The 20,195-nt window shown below is 71.1% G+C and carries 17 protein-coding genes and 2 pseudogenes; 12 read left to right on the forward strand and 7 right to left on the reverse strand.

Going from position 1 to position 20,195, the window contains the following annotated elements:
- Window positions 1-88: 88 nt before the first annotated feature.
- Window positions 89-2,182, reverse strand: coding sequence for a M14 family metallocarboxypeptidase (locus AB0B83_RS07310; RefSeq protein WP_357577427.1), 2,094 nt, complete (start codon window positions 2,180-2,182; stop codon window positions 89-91).
- A gap of 178 nt (window positions 2,183-2,360) precedes the next feature.
- Window positions 2,361-3,026 (reverse strand): response regulator transcription factor, encoded by a 666-nt coding sequence (locus tag AB0B83_RS07315; RefSeq protein WP_357577428.1) that lies wholly within the window; start codon window positions 3,024-3,026, stop codon window positions 2,361-2,363.
- Between the two features lie 306 nt (window positions 3,027-3,332).
- Here AB0B83_RS07315 and glgX point away from each other — a divergent pair, with 306 nt between their 5' ends.
- From glgX to treZ, 3 genes are read left to right on the forward strand one after another with little or no spacing between them, the layout of a single operon-like run.
- Entirely contained in the window at window positions 3,333-5,450 is a 2,118-nt protein-coding gene (glgX, locus tag AB0B83_RS07320; protein ID WP_357577505.1) for a glycogen debranching protein GlgX, read from the forward strand.
- A 1-nt stretch (window position 5,451) separates the two neighbouring features.
- Window positions 5,452-7,773: a malto-oligosyltrehalose synthase gene (gene treY / locus AB0B83_RS07325; RefSeq protein ID WP_357577429.1), complete on the forward strand. Its 2,322-nt coding sequence runs from the start codon at window positions 5,452-5,454 to the stop codon at window positions 7,771-7,773.
- Window positions 7,770-9,503, forward strand: coding sequence for a malto-oligosyltrehalose trehalohydrolase (treZ, locus tag AB0B83_RS07330; RefSeq protein ID WP_357577430.1), 1,734 nt, complete (start codon window positions 7,770-7,772; stop codon window positions 9,501-9,503). The genes treY and treZ overlap by 4 nt, the downstream gene beginning before the upstream one ends.
- Window positions 9,504-9,583: 80 nt before the next feature.
- Here treZ and AB0B83_RS07335 read toward each other — a convergent pair whose 3' ends face one another.
- Window positions 9,584-10,459 carry an alpha/beta hydrolase gene (locus AB0B83_RS07335; protein WP_357577431.1) on the reverse strand — a complete coding sequence of 292 codons (876 nt, stop codon included), beginning with the start codon at window positions 10,457-10,459 and terminating at the stop codon, window positions 9,584-9,586.
- 99 nt (window positions 10,460-10,558) lie between these two features.
- Here AB0B83_RS07335 and AB0B83_RS07340 point away from each other — a divergent pair, with 99 nt between their 5' ends.
- The 5 genes from AB0B83_RS07340 (at window position 10,559) to AB0B83_RS07360 (ending at window position 14,580) form a co-directional block, all read left to right on the forward strand.
- The gene (locus AB0B83_RS07340; protein WP_357577432.1) at window positions 10,559-11,107 is read left to right on the forward strand and encodes a YciI family protein; all 549 of its coding nucleotides are present in this window, start codon (window positions 10,559-10,561) and stop codon (window positions 11,105-11,107) included.
- A gap of 272 nt (window positions 11,108-11,379) precedes the next feature.
- A complete protein-coding gene (locus AB0B83_RS07345) occupies window positions 11,380-11,733 on the forward strand; it encodes a nuclear transport factor 2 family protein (RefSeq protein ID WP_357577433.1) in 354 nt (117 codons plus the stop codon).
- Window positions 11,734-11,892: 159 nt separating this feature from the next.
- Complete coding sequence (locus AB0B83_RS07350; protein ID WP_357577434.1) at window positions 11,893-12,303, forward strand: hypothetical protein; 411 nt, start codon at window positions 11,893-11,895, stop codon at window positions 12,301-12,303.
- A gap of 235 nt (window positions 12,304-12,538) precedes the next feature.
- Window positions 12,539-13,762, forward strand: a complete 1,224-nt coding sequence (locus AB0B83_RS07355; protein WP_357577435.1) for a pectate lyase — start codon at window positions 12,539-12,541, stop codon at window positions 13,760-13,762.
- A 218-nt stretch (window positions 13,763-13,980) separates the two neighbouring features.
- Window positions 13,981-14,580, forward strand: coding sequence for a hypothetical protein (locus AB0B83_RS07360; RefSeq protein WP_357577513.1), 600 nt, complete (start codon window positions 13,981-13,983; stop codon window positions 14,578-14,580).
- Window positions 14,581-14,610: 30 nt separating this feature from the next.
- On the opposite strand, the pseudogene AB0B83_RS07365 reads toward AB0B83_RS07360, so the two are convergent.
- Window positions 14,611-14,691, reverse strand: a pseudogene (locus AB0B83_RS07365) (IS5/IS1182 family transposase); the annotation flags it as partial.
- A gap of 169 nt (window positions 14,692-14,860) precedes the next feature.
- Here AB0B83_RS07365 and AB0B83_RS07370 point away from each other — a divergent pair.
- The 3 genes from AB0B83_RS07370 to AB0B83_RS07380 all read left to right on the forward strand — a co-directional run bounded on the left by AB0B83_RS07370 (window position 14,861) and on the right by AB0B83_RS07380 (window position 17,468).
- Window positions 14,861-16,051, forward strand: a complete 1,191-nt coding sequence (locus AB0B83_RS07370; RefSeq protein ID WP_357577436.1) for a helix-turn-helix domain-containing protein — start codon at window positions 14,861-14,863, stop codon at window positions 16,049-16,051.
- Between the two features lie 120 nt (window positions 16,052-16,171).
- Window positions 16,172-16,339: a hypothetical protein gene (locus AB0B83_RS07375; protein ID WP_357577437.1), complete on the forward strand. Its 168-nt coding sequence runs from the start codon at window positions 16,172-16,174 to the stop codon at window positions 16,337-16,339.
- A complete protein-coding gene (locus AB0B83_RS07380; RefSeq protein WP_357577438.1) occupies window positions 16,326-17,468 on the forward strand; it encodes a helix-turn-helix transcriptional regulator in 1,143 nt (380 codons plus the stop codon). The genes AB0B83_RS07375 and AB0B83_RS07380 overlap by 14 nt, the downstream gene beginning before the upstream one ends.
- A gap of 39 nt (window positions 17,469-17,507) precedes the next feature.
- On the opposite strand, the gene AB0B83_RS07385 is transcribed toward AB0B83_RS07380, so the two are convergent.
- The 3 genes and pseudogenes from AB0B83_RS07385 to AB0B83_RS07395 all read right to left on the reverse strand — a co-directional run.
- The gene (locus AB0B83_RS07385; protein WP_357577439.1) at window positions 17,508-17,990 is read right to left on the reverse strand and encodes a cation:proton antiporter regulatory subunit; all 483 of its coding nucleotides are present in this window, start codon (window positions 17,988-17,990) and stop codon (window positions 17,508-17,510) included.
- 112 nt (window positions 17,991-18,102) lie between these two features.
- Window positions 18,103-18,360 carry a hypothetical protein gene (locus AB0B83_RS07390; protein ID WP_357577440.1) on the reverse strand — a complete coding sequence of 86 codons (258 nt, stop codon included), beginning with the start codon at window positions 18,358-18,360 and terminating at the stop codon, window positions 18,103-18,105.
- Window positions 18,361-18,417: 57 nt separating this feature from the next.
- A pseudogene (locus AB0B83_RS07395) lies at window positions 18,418-18,680 on the reverse strand (transposase); the annotation flags it as partial.
- A gap of 473 nt (window positions 18,681-19,153) precedes the next feature.
- Here AB0B83_RS07395 and AB0B83_RS07400 point away from each other — a divergent pair.
- Entirely contained in the window at window positions 19,154-20,164 is a 1,011-nt protein-coding gene (locus AB0B83_RS07400; RefSeq protein WP_357577441.1) for a hypothetical protein, read from the forward strand.
- The last annotated feature ends 31 nt before the right edge of the window (window positions 20,165-20,195 follow it).

The following is a 20,195-nucleotide window of genomic DNA, read 5'->3' on the forward strand; positions in this document are numbered from 1 at the left end:
GCGAAGAACGCGACGAGGCGGCTGACCAGGTGCCGCTCGGCCGGGGAGAGCCGGTCGAGGTCGGCGAGGTCGGCGTGCACTCAGCAGGTCACAGCTGCGCGCACTGGCCGAACTTCGGACCACTCACGGAGTTGGCGACCTCCAGGTTCGTCGGTGCCGGGGAGTTGCCGGTGCAGTCCAGCGGGCCGTTGACGGTGTTGCCGGCCACCAGCGGGGCCACGTCCTTGCCGTCGACCACGCCGACCGGGCCGGTCAGCGTGTTACCGACCACCACGACCGGGCCCTGGGTGCCGGTGGCGCGCACCGGACCGTTGACCCTGCTGTCGGTCACGACGAACCCGGCGGCGCCCGTGGCGTCGACGGGCCCGTTGATCGAGCTGCCGTTGACGATCAGCACCGCGCCGGGACGCACCTGGATCGGACCCCGGACGGTGGCCCCGTCGAGGCAGGCGACGCCGGAGACGACCAGCGGGCCGTTGCGGGTACCGGTCAGGGTGGGGGCGACCCGCTCGCCGGCGACCAGGCCCTCCACGGCCTGCTCGTCGAGCAGCAGCGGGATCAGGCCCCGCTGCGGCTGGGACAGCGGAACCAGGTAGCTGTCGCCGACCTTGATCACCTTCCAGCCGTGGGCGGCGAGCCGCTGGGCCACGGTGGTGCGCTGGCCGGCCGGGCCGTCGGTGCGCTCGCCGTGGTACTGCTCCTCGGTCAGCCGGTACGCGCACGGCGCCTGCTCGAGGATCCGCTCCGGGGTGGGGGCGTCCGCGGGCGGCGGGGCCTCACCCGGGTGCGGGGCGGGGTACGCCTCGATCTTGCGGGAGCCCCGGAACACGATGCGTCCCTCGTTGGCGGACTGCGACAGGATCCCCTCGGCACGGGCCTTGGTGATGCCCTGGACGCTGGCGCCGTGGTAGGTGAGGAACTGGTTGAACGTCCACAGCGCGGAGTAGGTCTTGCGCCGGCGGTTGTTCGCGGTGTTGGACTCGTCGGGCCGCGTCGGGCCACCGGAGCTGCGCAGCTCCAGCAGGGAGTTGACCACGTTCTTCAGGCCGAGGGTGTTGCGCAGGATGGTCTCCTCGCTCAGCCCCACGTTGGCCCCGGTGGTGCACCCGTACGGACAGGCCCACCAGCCGTCCCGGGCGCCCTCGGTGTACATGTGGCCCTCGATCATCTTCTGCGACTCGTCGAAGATGCCCTGCGCCACGTTCTGGTGCCGCGGCGGCAGCATCGGCAGGTCACCGGTGTTGGTGTTGCCGTACTCGTGGCCGTCGTAGCCGGCGATCGGCCGGTAGTCGCGCACCATCTCGGCGAGGGCGCGGGTCTCCGGCTGGCGGATCAGCGAGTGGTCCCGGTTCAGGTCCTGGCCGGTGGAGTTGCCCCGGGAGTTGGCCGCCCGCCCGTCGCCGTTGAGCGTCGGCACGATGAGCATGGTGGTCTTCGACAGCAGGTCGAGGGTCTTGGCGTCCTTGGTGAAGGCGAGCTGCCGGGCCATGATCAGGCAGGCCTCGCGGTCACCGGGCTCGTTGCCGTGCACGTTGCAGTTGACCATCAGCGGGTTGGTCGCGGCCACCGCCTCCGGCGTCGCCGCCGGCCGGGGGTAGCCGATGACCAGCATGTTGATCGGCCGGTTCAGGACGGTACGGCCGATCTCGACGACGCGGACCCGGTCGCTGGCCCCGTCGAGCGCGGCGGTGTACGCGTACTCGTTGACGTCGCTTGTGTACTGCGCGCCCAGCGTCTCCTCCCACTGGGTGCGCAGGTTCTCACCCGGGGTGCCCGGGTCGCCCCAGTGGCCGCGGGTGGTGCCGCTGACCGGCGCCGAGTAGGGCTGGACCTCGGTGCCGAAGCGGGCCCGTACCCGCCACTGGAAGCCGTTGCCGGGGGCGAAGCCGGCGTCGGCGAAGGCCGGCTCGTCGTTGTTGACCTGCCGGTTCGGGCGCCACACACCGGCGATGACCGGCGTGCCGGGCGTGCCGTCCGCGGCGAGCGGGGTCCGCTCGATCTGGTAGTCGGTGGCCCCTTCCACCCGGGTCCACGCCAGCGTGGCGTACCCGTCACCCTGCACGACCGTGAGGCCCTGCACCTGGTTCGGCTCCGCCTGCTGAAGGGCAGCGCTCGGCTGACCCTGCGCCTGCGCGGGCACCGCCGTCGCCACGAGGGCGGCGGCGAGCAGCGCGGAGAACACACCGGCCGTTGTCCGTCTGTATCTCAAAAGGATCTCCAAACAGGAGGGATGGCTGGGTGCGCCCAGCACACCCGTACTCGGCCCGCCGGTGGCGGGCAGCCTGCGATTCTTGAGGATCACCTGAGATTCCCGACGCGGTAACCGGGGCGCGGGTCGCGGTTCAGGTCACCGAGGGTCCTCATCCGGTGCGCAGCCGGTAGCCGACGCCGCGCACCGTCTCGACCAGGCCGGCGTCGTCGAGCTTGCCCCGCAGGGCCGCGACGTGCACGTCGAGGTTGTGCCGGCTGCCCCAGGTCGTCTGCCAGACGTCCAGCTGCAACCGGTCCCTGGGCACCACCGTGCCGGCCTGCCGGGCGAGCGCCACCAGCAGGTCGAACTCCTTGCGGGCGAGGTTGACCTCCCGGTCGCCCACCCAGACCTGCCGGGCGTGCACGTCGATGCGCAGCCTGCCGGCCCGCAACTCGCCCGTGCTGCGGGTGCCCCGGGTGCTGCGGGCGGTGCGCCGCATCACCGCCTCGATGCGGGCCTGCAACTCCACCATCGAGAACGGCTTGACGACGTAGTCGTCGGCGCCAGCGCGCAGGCCGGCCACCCGGTCGTACTCCTCGGCGCGGGCGCTGACCGCGATGATCGCGACGTCCTCGTCGACCTGCCGCAGCCGCCGGCAGACCTCCAGGCCATCCCGGTCGGGCAGGTTGAGGTCCAGCAGGACCAGGTCGACGGCGTCGGCCCGGATCGCCTCGGCGGCCGTCAGCGCCGACACCACCTCGTGTCCCCGGCGGCGCAGCGCCTTGGCGAGGGCAGACGCCACGCGTAGGTCGTCTTCGACCAGGAGCACCCGCACGCACGCCCCCCGGACCTCGTCCCCCGCCGGATCCTGCGAGTCTGTCCGATGATCATCGACTTGACCAGTGCGGACGCAAGATGGTGACCGCAAGCATGATCCGTTGCGGACCGACAGCGGGGCCACGGTGACCGGGGGCGTCGAAACGTCCACCCGCTACCAGTCGGGTGCATTACGGTCATCCTCCGATCGGGTGGATTGGCGGCGGAGCGCGTGGGGCAATACCCGCACGCGCGCCACCCGGCCCCGTCGTGTGGTGCGCTCATGGTGCGGTGCGCGCTCATGATCTTGCGCAAAGGGAGCGACATGCAGGTCTGGCCGGGTGAGCGGTACCCCCTGGGGGCCACCTACGACGGGATGGGCACCAACTTCGCCATCTTCTCCGAGGTGGCCGAGCGGGTCGAGCTGTGCCTGTTCGACGAGTGGGACACCGGGGCGGAGCGGCGGGTCGAGCTGCGCGAGGTCGACGCGTACGTCTGGCACGCGTACATCCCCGGCATCGAGCCGGGGCAGCGCTACGGCTACCGCGTGCACGGCCAGTACGACCCGGCGAACGGGCTGCGCTGCAACCCGGCCAAGCTGCTGCTCGACCCGTACGCCAAGGCTATCGACGGCGACGTGCGGTGGGACCCGGCCGTCTACGACTACGAGCACGGCGACCCGGAGCGGATGAACACCACCGACTCGGCGCCGTTCATGCCGAAGTCGGTGGTGGTGAACCCGTACTTCGACTGGGGCAACGACTCCCCGCCCCGCATCCCGTACCACCACTCGGTCATCTACGAGGCGCACGTGCGCGGCCTGACGATGCGCCACCCGGACATCCCCGACGAGCTGCGCGGCACGTACGCCGGCCTCGCCTCCCCGCCGATGATCGAGCACCTGACGAAGCTCGGCGTGACCGCCGTCGAGCTGATGCCGGTGCACCAGTTCGTGCACGACCACCGACTGGCCGACATGGGGCTGCGCAACTACTGGGGCTACAACACCATCGGCTTCTTCGCCCCGCACCACGGCTACTCGGCGCTCGGGCACCTTGGCCAGCAGGTGCAGGAGTTCCGGGGCATGGTCAAGGCGCTGCACGCCGCCGGCATCGAGGTCATCCTCGACGTGGTCTACAACCACACCGCCGAGGGCAACCACCTCGGCCCGACGCTGAGCTTCAAGGGCGTCGACAACCCCAGCTACTACCGGCTCAGCGAGGAGGACCGCCGCTACTACGTCGACTACACCGGCACCGGCAACAGCCTCAACGTACGCAGCCCGCACTCGCTTCAGCTGATCATGGACTCGCTGCGGTACTGGGTGACCGAGATGCACGTCGACGGGTTCCGCTTCGACCTCGCCGCCACCCTCGCCCGCGAGTTCTACGAGGTCGACCGCCTCTCCACCTTCTTCGAGGTGGTGCAGCAGGACCCCGTGGTCAGCCAGGTCAAGCTCATCGCCGAGCCGTGGGACGTCGGGCCGGGCGGCTACCAGGTGGGCAACTTCCCGCCGGTGTGGACCGAGTGGAACGGCAAGTACCGGGACACCGTGCGCGACTTCTGGCGCGGCGAACCGGCCACCCTCGCCGAGTTCGCCTCCCGCATCTCCGGCTCCGCCGACCTCTACCAGGACGACGGGCGCCGCCCGTTCCACAGCATCAACTTCGTCACCTGCCACGACGGGTTCACGCTGCGCGACCTGGTGTCGTACAACGACAAGCACAACGAGGCCAACGGCGAGGAGAACCGCGACGGCGAGAGCCACAACCGGTCCTGGAACTGCGGCGTCGAGGGCGACACTGACGACGAGGCGGTACGCGCCCTGCGGGCCCGGCAGCGGCGCAACTTCCTGACCACCCTCGTGCTCTCCCAGGGCGTGCCGATGATCGGCCACGGCGACGAGCTGGGCCGCACCCAGCGGGGCAACAACAACGCCTACTGCCAGGACAGCGAGCTGGCCTGGGTCGACTGGGACGCCGCCGACACCGACCTGCTGGAGTTCACCCGCAAGCTTGTCGACTTCCGCCGCCGCCACCAGGTGTTCCGCCGGCGGCGCTTCTTCACCGGTCTGCCGGTGCGCTCCCGGCTGGTCGACGAGCCCCTGCCGGACCTGGCCTGGTACACCCCCGACGGGCGGGAGATGACCGGCGAGGACTGGGGCAACGACTTCGGCCGCTCGGTGGCGCTCTTCGTCAACGGCGAGGGCATCCGCGAACGCGGCCAGTACGGCCAGCGCCACGTGGACGCCTCCTTCCTGCTCTGCTTCAACGCCCACGACGCCCCGCTGGACTTCACCGTGCCCGGCCCCGAGTTCGGGCCGCGCTGGGAGGTGGTGATCAGCACCGCGGAACCGGAACCGGAGAAGACCACGGTCGTCGAGGCGGGCGGCACCCTCTGCGTGCCCGACCGGTGCGTGGTGGTGCTGGAGAGGAAGGCCTGACATGTCGAGCACCCCTCGACCCGACGCGCCCCGGGTGGGCACCACCTACCGGGTGCAGGTCCGCCCCGGCTTCGACCTGGACGCCACCGCCGAGCTGGCCGACTACCTGGCCGGCCTCGGCGTCACGCACCTCTACAGCGCGCCCCTGCTCACCGCCACCCCCGGCTCCGCGCACGGCTACGACGTGGTCGACCACCGCGCCGTCAACCCCGAGCTGGGCGGCGAGGCGGCCCGGCAGCGGCTGCTGCGGGCACTGCGCGCCGCCGGCCTCGGGATGGTCGTCGACATCGTGCCCAACCACGCCGGCGTGGCCGTGCCCGCCGCGAACCCCGCCTGGTGGGACGTGCTGCGCCGGGGCCGCGACTCGGCGTACGCCGGTTGGTTCGACGTCGACTGGGACCGGGGGCGGCTGTTGCTGCCGGTGCTCGCCGACACCCCGGAGGCCCTCGACGACCTCAAGCTCGCCGACGGGGAGCTGCGCTACCACGAGCACCGCTTCCCGATCGCCGACGGCACCGCAGACGGCAGCCCCCGCGAGGTGCACGACCGGCAGCACTACGAGCTGGTCTCCTGGCGGCGCGGCGACACCGAGCTGACGTACCGCCGGTTCTTCGCGGTCTCGGACCTGGCCGGGCTGCGGGTGGAGGACCCGGAGGTCTTCGCCGCCACCCACGAGCTGGTCCTGCGCTGGGCGGCGGCCGGCGAGGTCGACGGCATCCGCGTCGACCACCCGGACGGGCTGCGCGACCCCTCGGCCTACCTGGCCCGGCTGCGCGCCGCGGCGCCCGACGCGTGGCTGGTGGTGGAGAAGATCCTGGAGTACGGCGAGGAGCTGCCGGACTGGCCCGTGGAGGGCACCACCGGCTACGACGCCCTCGCCGCCGTCTGCGGGCTCTTCGTCGACCCCGACGCGGAGGGCGACTTCACCGCCCTGGACACCCACCTCGTCGGCCGGCACACCTCCTGGCAGGACCTCACCCACGACACCAAGCTCGCCGCGGCCACCCGCCTGCTGTCGGCCGAGCTGACCCGCCTCGCCGCGCTCGCCGACGACGTCGAGCACGACGCCGCCCGCGCGGCGCTGGCCGAGCTGGCCGCCGCGTTCCCGGTCTACCGGGGCTACCCGCCGCACGGCGCCCGGCACCTGGCCGCCGCCCGGGCCGAGGCCGGCCGCCGCCGCCCCGACCTGACCGCGGTGCTGGACGCGCTCACCCGCCGGCTGCGCGACCCCGACGACGAGCTGGCGAAGCGCTTTCCGCAGCTCACCGGCGCGGTCATGGCCAAGGGCGTGGAGGACACCGCCTTCTACCGGTGGAGCCGCTTTGTCGCGCTCAACGAGGTCGGCGGCAGCCCCGCGCACTTCGGCGTACCGCCGGCCGAGTTCCACCGCTTCGCCGCCGCCCGGCAGGTGCGCTGGCCGGCGAGCATGACCACGCTCTCCACCCACGACACCAAGCGCTCCGAGGACGTCCGGGCCCGCCTCGCCGTGCTCAGCGAGCTGCCGGGACGCTGGGCCGACCTCGTCGCCAGGTGGACGGCCCGCGCGCCGCTGCCCGACCCGGCCTTCGCGCACCTGCTGTGGCAGACCGCCGTCGGCGCCTGGCCGATCGAACGGGAGCGGCTGCACGCGTACGTCGAGAAGGCCGCCCGCGAGGCGTCGGCGTCGACGAGCTGGGCCGACCCCGACCCGGTCTTCGAGCGGGCCATGCACGACGTGGTCGACGCGATGTACGACGACGCGCAGCTGCACGCCGAACTGACCGCCTTCGCCGCCGAGATCGCCCCCGTCGGCTGGTCCAACTCGCTCGGGCAGAAGCTGGTGCAGCTCGCCATGCCCGGGGTGCCCGACACCTACCAGGGCACCGAGCTGTGGGACAACTCGCTTGTCGACCCCGACAACCGCCGGCCGGTCGACTTCGCCGTACGCCGGGAGCTGCTGGCCCGCCTCGACGCCGGCCCGCCCCCGCCGGTGGACGCCGGCGGCGCGGCGAAGCTGCTCGTGGTGTCGCGGACCCTGCGGCTGCGCCGCGACCGCCCGGAGCTGTTCACCGGCTACCGGCCGGTGCCGGCCCACGGGCGCGCCGGGCGGCACGCGCTCGCCTTCGACCGGGGCGGCGCCGTCGCCGTGGCCACCCGCCTGCCGCTCGGGCTGGCGCGCGCCGGCGGCTGGGGCGACACGACTCTGTCACTTCCCGTTCACGAGGTGACCGACCTGTTCACGGGCCGGTCCTACAGTGGCGGGCAGACCTCGCTGGCCGACCTGCTGGCCACCTACCCCGTCGCGCTGCTGGCTCCCACCACCGAGTCCGTGGAGGCTTCATGACCGAGTTCACGGTGTGGGCGCCGCAGGCCGCCCGCGTCCGGCTGCGCCTGCCAGGCGTCGCCGACCACGAGATGCGCTCCGGCCCGGACGGCTGGTGGCGGGTCGAGGTGCCCGCCGCCGGCCCCGGCACCGACTACGCCTTCCTGCTCGACGACGACGAGCGGGCGCTGCCCGACCCCCGCTCGCCCTGGCAGCCGGAGGGCGTGCACGGGCCGAGCCGGCGCTACGACCACGCGGCGTTCGAGTGGACCGACCAGGCCTGGACCGGCCGGCAGCTGCCCGGCGCCGTCCTCTACGAGCTGCACGTCGGCACCTTCACCCCCGAGGGCACCTTCGACGCCGCCATCGGCCGCCTCGACCACCTCGTCGACCTCGGCGTCGACATGATCGAGCTGCTGCCGGTCAACGCCTTCAACGGCGAGCACAACTGGGGCTACGACGGGGTCTGCTGGTATGCCCCGCACCAGCCCTACGGCGGGCCGGACGGCCTGAAACGGCTGGTCGACGCCGCCCATGCCAAGGGCCTGGGGGTGATCCTCGACGTCGTCTACAACCATTTCGGGCCCTCCGGGGCCTACGCGCCGATGTTCGCGCCGTACCTCACCGAGCAGAGCAACACCTGGGGCCGCACCGTCAACCTCGACGGACCGCACTCCGACGGCGTGCGCCGCTACATCGTCGACAGCATCCTCATGTGGCTGCGCGACTACCACGTCGACGGCCTGCGGCTCGACGCCGTGCACGCCATGCCCGACTCCCGCGCCACTCCCTGGCTGGAGGAGGTGGCGATCGAGGTCGAGGCGCTCGCCACCCATCTCGGCCGGCCGCTGTCGCTGATCGCCGAGTCCGACCTCAACGACCCCCGGCTGATCACGCCCCGGGAGGCCGGCGGCTTCGGCCTGCACGCCCAGTGGAACGACGACGCCCACCACGCCCTGCACACCCTGCTCACCGGCGAGCGGCAGGGCTACTACGGCGACTTCGGCTCCCTGGAATGCCTCACCGACGTGCTCACCGGCGGCTTCTTCCACGCCGGCACCTGGTCCAGCTTCCGCAACCGCCACCACGGCCGGCCCGTGGACCGGCAGCGCACCCCCGGCCACCGTTTCGTCGCGTACCTCCAGAACCACGACCAGATCGGCAACCGGGCCACCGGCGACCGGATCTCCGCCACCCTCTCCCCGGGGCTGCTGCGCGTCGGCGCGACGCTGCTGTTCACCGCCCCGTTCACCCCGATGCTGTTCATGGGCGAGGAGTGGGCCGCCAGCACCCCGTGGCAGTTCTTCACCAGCCACCCCGAGCCGGAGCTGGCGACCGCCGTCGCCACCGGGCGCAAGCGGGAGTTCGCCGCGCACGGCTGGCCGGAGGGCGACGTGCCGGACCCGCAGGACCCGCAGACCTTCGTCCGCTCCCGGCTCGACTGGGCCGAGCTGGACAAACCCGAACACCGCGAGATGTACGAGTTCCACAAGCGGCTCATCGCGCTGCGCAAGAGCCGCCCCGACCTGTCCGACCCGAGGCTGCACGCCGTGGACGTACGCCCCGGCGACCAGTTCCTGGTGATGCGCCGGGGCGGGACCCTGGTGGCGGCGAACCTGGCCGCCAAACCCCAGCGGATCACGCTGCCGGGGGTGGCGCGCCGGGTGCTGCTCGCGACGGGGGAGGGGGTCACGGTGATGCGCGATCGCATCGAGCTGCCGGCGGAGACGGCGGCGATCGTGGCGCTCTGAGCGGCGCCCGATGTCACCGGCCGTCGGCAGCGCGGTGGCGGCTGCCGGCGGCGACCGGCCCGCCCCCGTCGTCGACGTGGTCAGCCGGCGTCCAGCACCTCGCGCAGCCTGGCCGCGAACTCGGCGGGCTTGCCGGCGTAGCCGAACTCGCCGTCGAGGAAGCCGCCGTGGTGACTCGGGAACACCACGGCCTCCTGGCCGAGCAGCGCCGCGGTGGCGACGGCCGTACGCGCCGTGTAGGTCCCTTCCGTCTCCTCGCCGACCGCGATCACGATCCGGGTCGGCGCCGCCGTGAGCGCCGCCACGTCGGGCCGGTAGTCGGTGACCGTCCCGGAGGCCTTCGACAGCAGCGGGTCGTCGCGGGAGCCGTCGTCCTCGGTCGGCAGGCCGAACGCCGCCGGGTCGGGCGCGGGCTGGGCGAAGTAGGCGTCGGTGAACTCGCCCTGCCAGGAGACCAACGCCATGAAGGCGGCCATGCCCGCGCCCATGCCCTTCGCCTGGTACGCCTCGTGGACGGCGGCCTGGGCGCGCTCGGCCGCCGCGGCGTCGGGGAGCACGGTGGTGATCGGCGGCTCGTGCGCGACCAGCGTCGCCACGTCCCCGGGGTGGGATGCGACCAGCTCCAGCGCGGTCACCGCCCCGCCGCTGCTGGCGAACACGTCGACCGGAGCAGCGCCGAGCGCCTCGATCAGCAGGTGCAGGTCGGCTGCCTGCTGCTGCGGCGTGTGGTCCGACCGCCCGTCGCTGCGGATGCTGCGGCCGAGCCCGCGCGGGTCGTAGGTGACGACCGTCCGGTCGGTGAAGTGGGTCGCGAGCGCGTTGAAGCCCTCCGCCGTCATCGGTTGACCGATCATGAGCAGCGTGCGGTGCCCGCCGGAGGCCGACAGTGGACTGCGCACGTCGTAGACCAGGTCGACGCCGGGCGCGGCGAGGGTGTGGGTCTCCATCGTCGTCATGACGGCGAGCGTACGACCGACGGGTGACAGATCCGGTGCTACGCGCGGAAAGCGGCCCCACGCGCCCCGGGTTTCGGCACCGGCGTCAGGATCTGCGGTATGGAGTTCTTCTGCTACCACCGCGACCGGTCCGGCTCCCTGGCTCTGCGCAAGGAGCTGCGCGAGGAGCACTGGTCCTACATGGACCGGTACGCGGAGCGGATGATCGCCCGTGGGCCGACGTTCGCCGCCGACGGGAAGACGCCGAACGGCAGCGTGCACATCGTCGACCTGCCCGACCCCGCCGCCGCCCGGGCGTTCGCCCTCGACGAGCCCAACTACCAGGCCGGCGCGTACCGGGACGTGCTGCTGCGCCGGTGGCGCAACACGCTGGGGCGCACCATGTGGGACTTCCCCGGCGGCCGGACGGGTGGTGACCGGTTCCTGGTGCTCGGCCTCGGGGCGGGGGAGGCCGCCGACCTGGACGTGAGCGCGGACCGGGACGAGCTGATCGCGTACGGGCCGCTGCTGTCGGACGACGGCGGCAGGTGGCTGGGCACGGCGGCGCTGGTCCGTGCGGAGGACCCGGACGGGGCGCGTGCCGTGCTGACCCCGGACCGGTACGCCGAGATCGAGGTCCACGCGTGGGCGTTCGGCGGACGACCGTGACCCTGTGGGTGCCGCCCTCTGCTCGGCGGCGGTGGGGTGCCGGGGCTGCGCAGGCTCGCGCCGGAGCCGCCGCCCGTGGCACCGACATATGTCCAGGTTCGACAGGACCGATGATTCCGCGCCGCAGAGCAAGGCAGAAACCCTCCCAGTTGGGCCGACCATGGTCGTGCCGAGCTACGGTCGTGCCGTAGGCGCCCTACCGGGCTGACGACGCCGTTCTGCCGCGAGCGAACCCGCTTGTCTTGCTGGGGCGCGCTGCGGAGGATCGGTGGATGGATCTCCTCACCGCGGAACGGCAACTCCAAGCCGCCCAGCGCGCCGCCGACGTCGAGTCCCTCGACGCGCTACTGCACCCGCAGGTCGTGGGTGCCGGACCGGACGGCACGGTCTTCACGAAGGAAGACGACTTGGAGGGCTACCGCTCCGGTGCACTGCGAATCACCAGCCTGGTGGAGGAGTCGCTCGACGTCCAGGAAGACGGTCAGACCGGGGTGACTCGCATGGTCGCTGCGGTGGATGCCGTTCAGGGCGGTGCCGCCATGTCCGCGCGGTTGCGCTACACCCGACTCTGGGTGCGTGAGGACGGCAACTGGCGGGTGTTGGCCGCCACCTTCGTCCCGGTCTGAGGGACGTCTCGTAACTGGTGAAGGCGTTGCCCGGCATCGGGCCGGTCGTCAGCCGGCGAGGATGATGTTGTGGAGGTTGGCGATGCCGGAATTCTTCGCCGGCTCAGGGCCGAACAGGCCCGGGCGCTGCTCTACGACGCCGACCCGCACCACGCGGTGATGCTGGCCTGCGACCTGTTGGTGGCCGGCGTCGACGGCGACGCCGTGGTGGCGCTGGCGGCAGAATCAGCTCGGACACTGCCAGCGCCTGACGCGAATCGGCGCCTGGCGGCGGTCACCGCCGAACTCGGACTCCCGGAGCCGGAGCTACCGACGGCGGTGGCGCTGATCGCGGCCGACACCTGCGAGCGGATCCTCGACCACAGCATCCCCGCCGAGGTGGGAACCCACCGTCTCTACGTGGTGGGACACGAGGGCAGCCCGCTGGACGACCTGCTCCCGACGGTCGCCGCCCTGGTCGCACATCTCGAAGACGATCTCGGCGGGCGGGCCGACGAGGACCTGCAAACCCGGCTCGCCGCGCTGGCCCGGATCATCCTGAACCGCCTGAGAGCTGAAAACTCGGCTTGAGGCTGCGCTGCCCGGGGGCTTGGGCGACGGCCGACACGCCCCGGCCCACCTGCGCAACGGTGACACCTACACCCCGCCTCGCCGCCGGATCCGCCGTCGGGGTCACCACCGCACGGATTACGTACGGGAAGCGATCGTCAACAAAAAGTGATCCTTGCCTCTTCATTGGTGAGTCTCTATCGTTGGCGGAAAGCGCTTTCCCGTCCCCGTGCTCATGCCTGAAAGGTGAACTCAGATGAGACGCAAAGTCGCCACGCGGTGGCTGGCCGGTGGTGCCACCGCGGTCGCAGGTGCCGTCGTCGCCCTGGCGCTGCAGGTTCCCAACGCCTCGGCCGCCACGAACCTGAGCCTCGGCGCCGGCGCTGACGGCTCCAGCAAGGCCAGTGGTACCAGCTATGGCAACGTCATCGACGGCAACCCCAGCACCTACTGGTCGCCGAGCGGCTCGACCGGAACGGTCTCGGTCAAGTGGGGCAGCGCCACGACGGTGTCCTCGGCCGCCATCGTGCAGGCCTCGGGCGGCGGCTCGATCAGCGGCTGGCAGCTCAAGAACCACGACACGGGCTCCGTCCTGGCCAGCGGCAGCGGCGCCCCAAGCACCATCAACTTCTCCTCGACGTCGCTGAAGAAGATCTCCTTCGTCATCACCAGCGCGTCCGGCACCCCACGGATCGCCGAGTTCGAGACGTACTCCAGCGGCGGGTCGACCCCGACCACCAGTCCGACCAGTGGCCCCACCAGCAGTCCGACGGCCAGTCCGACGGCCAGTCCGACCAGCAACCCAGGCGCGCCGACTGGTGCGTGGCCGTCGTCGGCCGGTTCGGTGAGCATCTCGGGCACGGTCAGCGTCTCCGGCACCTTCGACGGCGGGATGAAGACGTACTGCTGCATCGGTGACGGTGGACAGGGGGAGTCGCAGGACCCGATGTTCAAGATCGCCAATGGTGGCACGCTGCAGAACGTCATCCTCGGTTCGCCCGCCGGTGACGGCGTGCACTGCGAGGGCACCTGCACACTGCGCAACGTGTGGTGGAACGACATCGGTGAGGACGCCGCCACCTTCAAGCAGACCAACGGCGGTACCTCCTACATCATCGGTGGCGGCGCGCGCAACGGCAGCGACAAGACCTTCCAGCACAACGGCAACGGCACGGTCAACATCTCCGGCTTCTACCTCAAGGGGTCCGGCAAGCTGTACCGCGCCTGTGGCAACTGCTCCACCTCGCACACCCGTCACGTGCGTATCGACAACGTCCTCGTCGACGACATCGACATGCTCGCCGGCATCAACAGCAACTGGAACGACACCGCGACGATCACTCGCGTGGTCGTGATCGGCTCGGCCACCATCTGCGGCAAGTACAAGGGTGTGCCCAAGGGCAGCGAACCCAGCTACCTCGGCGAGGGCTGGAACGACGCCAACTGCAAGGTCAACAGAAGTGACGTCACCTTCCGGTAGTCACTAGACACGTCTGTTCGCGAAGGGGCACCCGCCGCCAGGCGGGCGCCCCTTCTGCGTCCGTCGTGCGGGGCGAATTCATTGAGCCGTGTTCATCCTGTCCAAGGGACGTCTCGTAACTCGGGTGCCGACGGGTCCATGGGGCGAGCACTGAGCGGCCTCGTTCAGGCGGCTTCGCGCCACGCCTTGCCCCAGGTGTTCCCCAGTATTCTGAGTCGATGGTTGCTTCGCCGCCTGGCTCCCGTCCCGAACCCTTTGCGGGGCTGGAGTTGGTTGACTGGGCGAGGTTCGGACCGCCCAGTCCCACAGACGCCGAACGCGACGCGTGTGAGGTCCCAGACCTGATCCGCGGCTTGGCAACGGCGGAAGGCCAGGCGGCACGCGAGTGGGGCGAGGCGCTGAGGGGCGCCCTGATCCACGGCCATTCCGGCCTGTACTTCCGCACCGCCGAACCGGCCGCCCCGTTCCTGATCGAACTATGCCGCGGTGAACGGCCCGAGGTGGCCGCCGAGGCGCTCAGCCTCCTGTTGAGTTGTGTCGGCGACGACGGCCCATTCCACCCCGCGCCCCTGCGCCCTGATGACACGCACCTGTCCGAGTTCGTCACCCGGACCCGGGCCATCATCCACAGCGGTCGGGCGGCCTACTACCCCTGGCTGTGTTCATCACATGTCGGAGCCAGGATCGGTGCGTTGCAACTCCTGGGCGTCCTCGAGCCCAAGGCACCAGAGTTCCAGCGAGAGCTCGCGCGGTTGGAGGCATCCGACGGGAACCGCCGGATTCAGCAGGCGATCCGGGAGATCCGGCTCGACCTCTAGCGGCGCCGAGGCGGCCCGTCGCGTCGGCGCGCCGTGGCGTTTGTGTTTTCCCGAGTAGTGGGGCTTCTGGTCGGCGAACCGGTCGATCGGGATCAGCGTGCCGTCCAGGATCGTGACAAGCTTCAATGGTGCACATCGGCAGAACGGCTGGGGGCACGCGAATCAGGGCGCTATTCAGGGCGCTATTCAGAGCTTGCGAACGTGTACGGTGCAATTGCGACGTCATCGGCGAGGTTGATGACCGCTGTCCCCGCCCGCTACCTGGGAAGCAGGCGAAGTCATGGTCAAGAACGCTGACACCATCGGTGCGAGGATCCGGTACTGGCGGATGCGCCGTGGAGGTATGACCCAGGCCGTTCTTGCCGGTCTAGCCGGCGTCAGCCAGTCCTACGTGTCGCAGGTCGAGTCTGGTCGGAAGACCATCGATCGCCGCTCCACCCTGGTCGCCCTCGCTGCCGCTCTTCAGGTCACGGTGGCCGACCTGCTCGGGCAGGGCGCGGAGCCCGGCGACCCTGCCCGTGACGGCGCGGCCGAGCGTGTTCCGGCGATCTGGTCCGCCCTGATCGAGATCGAGGACGGCGAGCGCCGACCGGCGACTTGCACGAGGGAGCAGCTTGCCGCTGAGATCGCCCGCAGCGATCAACTCCGCAACAGCTGCAACTATCCGGCTATGGCCCGTCTGCTCCCCGGCCTGCTGTTGGAGGCCGCGGCTGCCGGAGGTGTCGTGCTCGCCCAAGTGGCCTACCAGGCATCGACGTGCCTCCGGCATCTCGGATACCGGCATCTGGCCCTCAACGCAGCCCGGGTCGCCGTGTCGGCCGCAGAGGACGTGGGAGACCCGGCATGGACCGGGGCAGCCCGGTTCGCCTACGTGCAGAGTCTGCCGATCGAGTCCGCGCCGCTTGCCGCGAGAGCGGCGGACCGTTCACTGACGGAACTCCAAGCGCACGCTGCCGACGTCCGCGTCCGACAGATGCTGGGTCAGCTTCATCTCTCGGCCGCGTTGACCTCCACGGTGAGTGGTCGTCCGGATGTCGCCCGCGATCACCTGACCGAGGCGGGGCGGGAGGCTGGGAGCCTCGGGGATCCGTCCGACGGGGCCGGCTTCAACGGCTGCTGTTTCGGACCGACAAACGTGGGGCTCTGGGAGATGTCCATCGCGGCGGAGCAGGGTGAGGCCGGCCGCGTGATCGAGCTTTCCCGGCGAGTGCGGCCACGAATTCTGGTGGCGTCGACTCGCCAACTGTCCTACTGGCTCGACCTCGGCCGAGCGTATGCGGACAATGGTCGCCGGGATGCGGAGGCGCTTGCTGCGTTTGTGCAGGCAGAGCGGGCTGCGCCGGTGCCGTTCGTGCTGAACCCCCTCGCCCGGGACGCAGTGGTCGCGCTGTCGCAGCGGGCGAAGCGGCGGGCTGTGCCTGACGAACTGCGGTCACTTGCCAGCCGCATGGGCATCAACCTGGCCGCATAACTGGCGGTAATTGCTCCATCACTGATGCGCCCTAGTGTCCGTTCTGAGGGGCGACCGCCTCTCCGGGTTCGGGCACGGCGTTGAGGTGTCGCCGCTGTGCCCTGCGCCAGCGGAGGCAGAGTGGACGATCAGGGAATCGGTTCGGCGAGCCGGGGCGAGCAGGTCGAGGCGGCGGAGCGGGAGGCGGCCAAGCGACGCCTCCTGGATCAGGCCGAGGCGGAGCGCGTACCGGTGGAGGAGACCACCCGGGCGGTGCCGGACCGGCGGTGGCGGCGTGACCAGCGCTGACGAGCCGATCGGTCGCCGCGTCGCCCGCTGGCGGGCGCGGCGGCGGATGACGCAGCAGATGTTCGCCGACCGGCTCGGCAGGTCGAAGAGCTGGGTGGACAAGACCGAGCGGGGCGTACGGCCGCTGGACCGCTACCCGGTGATCCAGGAGATCGCCCGGGTGCTGCGGGTCGACCCGATGGTGCTGCTCGGCGAGCACCGCCCGCCGCCGATCGCGGCCGGCCCGGTGGACGGGGTGGACGGCGTCCGGGCCGCCCTCGCCCGCTACGACGACCACGGGGTGACCGCGTCCGTGGTGGAGACGGGCCGGCACGTCGCGCACGCCTGGCTGACCTACCAGCACGGGCACTACGCCCAGGTGGTGCGGCTGCTGCCGAGGCTGCTGCACGCCGCGCAGGGCGCGCGGGCGCAGGAGCCGGGGTTGCTGGTGCAGGCGTACCGGATCACCTCGTCGGTGCTCGTGAAGCTCGGCGAGGCCGACCTGTCGTGGCTGGCCGCCGACCGGGCGATGGCGGTGGCCGGCGGCGATCCGGTGCTGGCGGGGGCGGCGACCGTGGCGGTCGGTCAGGCGCTGCGCGCGTTGGGCCGCGACCGGCTGGCGCTGGTGGCGACGCTGGCGGCCGCGCGTCGCGTCGCGCCCGCGTCGGAGGTGGTGCACGGGACCCTGCTGATCCAGGCCGCGCTGGCCGCCGCCGGCTGTGGCGACACCGGCCGCAGCGAGGAGCTGGTCGAGCGGGCCGCCCGGGTGGCGGCGCGGGTCGCCGGTGACGACCCGCACCGGACCGGCTTCGGGCCGGGCGCCGTCGAGGCGGCCCGGGTGGTCGCGGCTCTCGAGCGGGGGGACGCCGGAGAGGCGGTGCGCCGGCACGAGCAGGCGGTACGGCAGGAGGCGTGGCGGCGGCTGCCGGCCGAGTACCGGGCCGCGTACCTGGTGGACGCCGCGCGGGCGTACCTCCAGGTCGGCGACCTGTGCGGTGCGGGACGCGTCCTGGTCGACGCGGACGGTGTCGCGCCCGCCGAAGTCCGGTGCCGGCCGTTGGCGCGTACGGTCGTCGCCGAGGTCGCCCGGGCCCATCCGGCGCCGGCCGGCGTGGCGCGCCTGGCGACGCTGGTCGGCCTGACCCGCTGATCCGGTGCCGCGGCGGGCGACCGGCGTGCCGCCGGCGGGTCAGCCGTTGGTGAGGAGTTCGCGGATCGCGACGAGGCTGGCGCCGTCGCCGACGGCCACCAGCGAGTCACCGGCCTGGAGGGTGAAGTCGGGACCCGGCGACGGGATCACGTGACCGTCGCGGACCACCGCGACGATCGACGCGCCGGTGCGGGTCCGCGCGCGCGTGTCGCCGAGCTTGCGCCCGAGGTACGGCGACCGGGCGGGGATCGGCATGCGTACGGTCTCGACGCCCTCCAGGGGCGGGACCAGCTCCGTCAGGTTGTCCATGACCAGCGGAAGGCCGAGCAGGTCGGCGATCGTCCGCGACTCCGTGCTCTCCAGCGTCAACGTGTGCTGGGCGGTTTCGGGGTCGGCGGGGTCGTAGAGCACGATGTCGCGCCGGCCGTCGAAGTGCACGATCACCGCGCCTCGCTGGCCCGTCCCCGTGACGAACGCGTACGACTCTCCGACGCCGAACAGCCGGGTCCTCTCCAGGTCCACGTTTCCACCTTCCGAGGATGAGGCGCCGCAGTCGAGCACCTTGCCGCCCAGACTAGTACTCCAGCAGAAGATCGCTCGGTGGTCGGGTGCAGGCGCCGTGGTTCTCGCGGGTTCAAGCGAGATTGGTGCGGTCGCGGGGTTGACCGGGTAGTGGCCAGAGGACGTGGTACGCGTCTTCGGTGCCTGGAGCGCATCGTCGGCTGATGTCGATGAACACCGGCCCATACGGCGATTCGACACACCAATGCTCGAACTGGTCCAACTCTTGGGCCGCGTAGCGTGCGAGCAGCCTGGCGAGTTGGTGAATCTCCGCGTCGGTCATGCGATCTGGGGTGGCGTCCTCGGCGGCCATCTCGTCATCTTGCTGCATCAGATGATGGTGGGCCCGTCAGGGTTCGGTGAGGGCCTGCCGGGCGTAGTGACTGGTGCCTTTCTTCAGATCACCCGTCTCGTCGATCAGCAACACCCCGTCCGGGTGCCCGAGACGGCCGTCACGAAGTCCCGCACGTCGGCACGGACGAGCGCGTCGTCCCAACTGGCCCGGCCGATCAGATCCTGCATCCCACCGGGGCCGTCATCGCCGGCGTGCTCAGCGATCGTCCAGCAGTTCTTGGCCGGCACCGGAGCAAGGAGACCAGCGACGAAACTGTGGGCGGCAGCCACCGCCGCATCTTGGGTCCACACAACCACGAGACCCAGCGGTGGCTGCTTGCTGACCACGGACAAAACCACACCGTCACAGCAGGTCAGAACGGATTTCCTGCTGGAGTACTAGTGCTTTAGCCCGGGATCGTGACGATCGCTCGGTGGATGCCTGCCGGCCGTGGATGCGCTGCTCGCGGCGTGGCTCCGGCTCCGGCGGCCAGTCGTCGGTGTCGTCCCCGCGAGTGAGGAATCCCATCGGAGGCAACCGCAATTCCCAACTGTCGACAGCGGCGAACGTCCTGGAATCGAAAGCGCGGATTCGCGGCGATGGGATTTGCGAGTCAATTTCGGGGCTTCTGTTCGGGGTGGGGACGCTTTGTTTGTCGCCGGCCGTGGTCCTTTTCGGTCGCCACGAAGTCAATGTCAATTACCTGTCATTCCATCACGTTGTGATCAAAGCAATCTGATCGATAGGTTTCGCTGGTCCGAGTTGGAGTACCCGAAAAAGGGGGCAACTGTTGAGATCAACCCTGCGCTGGTCCGCATCGGCCAGCCTGGCACTCGCGATGGTCGTGACCGCTCCGGCGGTCGCCCAGGCGAAGCCGACCACGGTCGAGAGGAACGGCAACACCACCGCCGTCGCCCGCACCAGTGACGGTCGCGCGATCACCAACGAGAAGATCGCCGAGGAGGTCGCCAGGTTCTGGACGCCGCAGCGGATGGCGAGCGCCGTCGACCTCGACATCGCGAAGTCGGCGAAGGCCACCGAGTCCACGAGCCGGGCGCCGAAGCCCGACGGACCGGCGGGCTCGGTCGCGCCGGTGCGGCCGAGTGCCGTCAGCGGCGCCGACGTCGGCATCCAGCTCAACGAGTCGGCGGTCGTCGGCAAGGTCTACTTCACCACCCCCAACGGTGGCTCCGCCTCGTGTTCGGCGAGCGCGGTCGCCAGCGGGAAGGCGCGACTGGTCATGACCGCCGGGCACTGCGTGCACCAGGGCGCCGGCGGGCAGTGGTACAGCAACTGGCAGTTCGTGCCGCGCTACCGCGACGGCGCGCGGCCGTTCGGCACGTTCGTGGCGTACCAGCTCGCGGCCCGCACCGCGTGGATCAACAGCAGCAGCTACGACGAGGACATGGCCATCGCCATCATGCACAACGGCGGTAACTGGGGCCTGAAGGTCGTCGAGACGGTCGGCGGCCACGGCATGCGCTGGAACTGGGGCTACAACATCTCGCTGATGACCGCGCTGGGCTATCCGTCCAACCTCGGCGGCGGCGAGAGCCAGTACTTCTGCCAGAGCGGGACCTGGCACGCCGGCGGCCAGCAGATCCGGATGTGGTGCAACATGACCTACGGCTCCAGCGGCGGTCCCTGGCTCCAGGAATACAACGACCAGAATGGCCTCGGGTTCATCAACAGCGTCGTGAGTCACGGCGACAACCCGGGCAACGGTCAGTTCGACGGTCCGTACTTCGACGACGACATCAAGAGCCTCTACGACTTCGCGGAGGGTCTCTCCCCGGCGTAAGGGCACGTGAACGGCAGAGCCCCGGCCACGC

Origin of the sequence: Micromonospora sp. NPDC049060 (genome assembly GCF_040649055.1) — a bacterium.
GTDB classification, from domain to species: domain Bacteria; phylum Actinomycetota; class Actinomycetes; order Mycobacteriales; family Micromonosporaceae; genus Micromonospora; species Micromonospora reichwaldensis.

Excerpts from the sequence above, each read along its gene's own strand:
- glgX (WP_357577505.1), top strand. The coding sequence starts at position 3,333 with ATGCAGGTCTGGCCGGGTGAGCGGTACCCCCTGGGGGCCACCTACGAC.
- treY (WP_357577429.1), top strand. The coding sequence starts at position 5,452 with ATGTCGAGCACCCCTCGACCCGACGCGCCCCGGGTGGGCACCACCTAC.
- treZ (WP_357577430.1), top strand. The coding sequence starts at position 7,770 with ATGACCGAGTTCACGGTGTGGGCGCCGCAGGCCGCCCGCGTCCGGCTG.
- AB0B83_RS07335 (WP_357577431.1), bottom strand. The coding sequence starts at position 10,459 with ATGACGACGATGGAGACCCACACCCTCGCCGCGCCCGGCGTCGACCTG.
- AB0B83_RS07340 (WP_357577432.1), top strand. The coding sequence starts at position 10,559 with ATGGAGTTCTTCTGCTACCACCGCGACCGGTCCGGCTCCCTGGCTCTG.
- AB0B83_RS07345 (WP_357577433.1), top strand. The coding sequence starts at position 11,380 with ATGGATCTCCTCACCGCGGAACGGCAACTCCAAGCCGCCCAGCGCGCC.
- AB0B83_RS07350 (WP_357577434.1), top strand. The coding sequence starts at position 11,893 with ATGCTGGCCTGCGACCTGTTGGTGGCCGGCGTCGACGGCGACGCCGTG.
- AB0B83_RS07355 (WP_357577435.1), top strand. The coding sequence starts at position 12,539 with ATGAGACGCAAAGTCGCCACGCGGTGGCTGGCCGGTGGTGCCACCGCG.
- AB0B83_RS07360 (WP_357577513.1), top strand. The coding sequence starts at position 13,981 with ATGGTTGCTTCGCCGCCTGGCTCCCGTCCCGAACCCTTTGCGGGGCTG.
- AB0B83_RS07370 (WP_357577436.1), top strand. The coding sequence starts at position 14,861 with ATGGTCAAGAACGCTGACACCATCGGTGCGAGGATCCGGTACTGGCGG.
- AB0B83_RS07390 (WP_357577440.1), bottom strand. The coding sequence starts at position 18,360 with ATGCAGCAAGATGACGAGATGGCCGCCGAGGACGCCACCCCAGATCGC.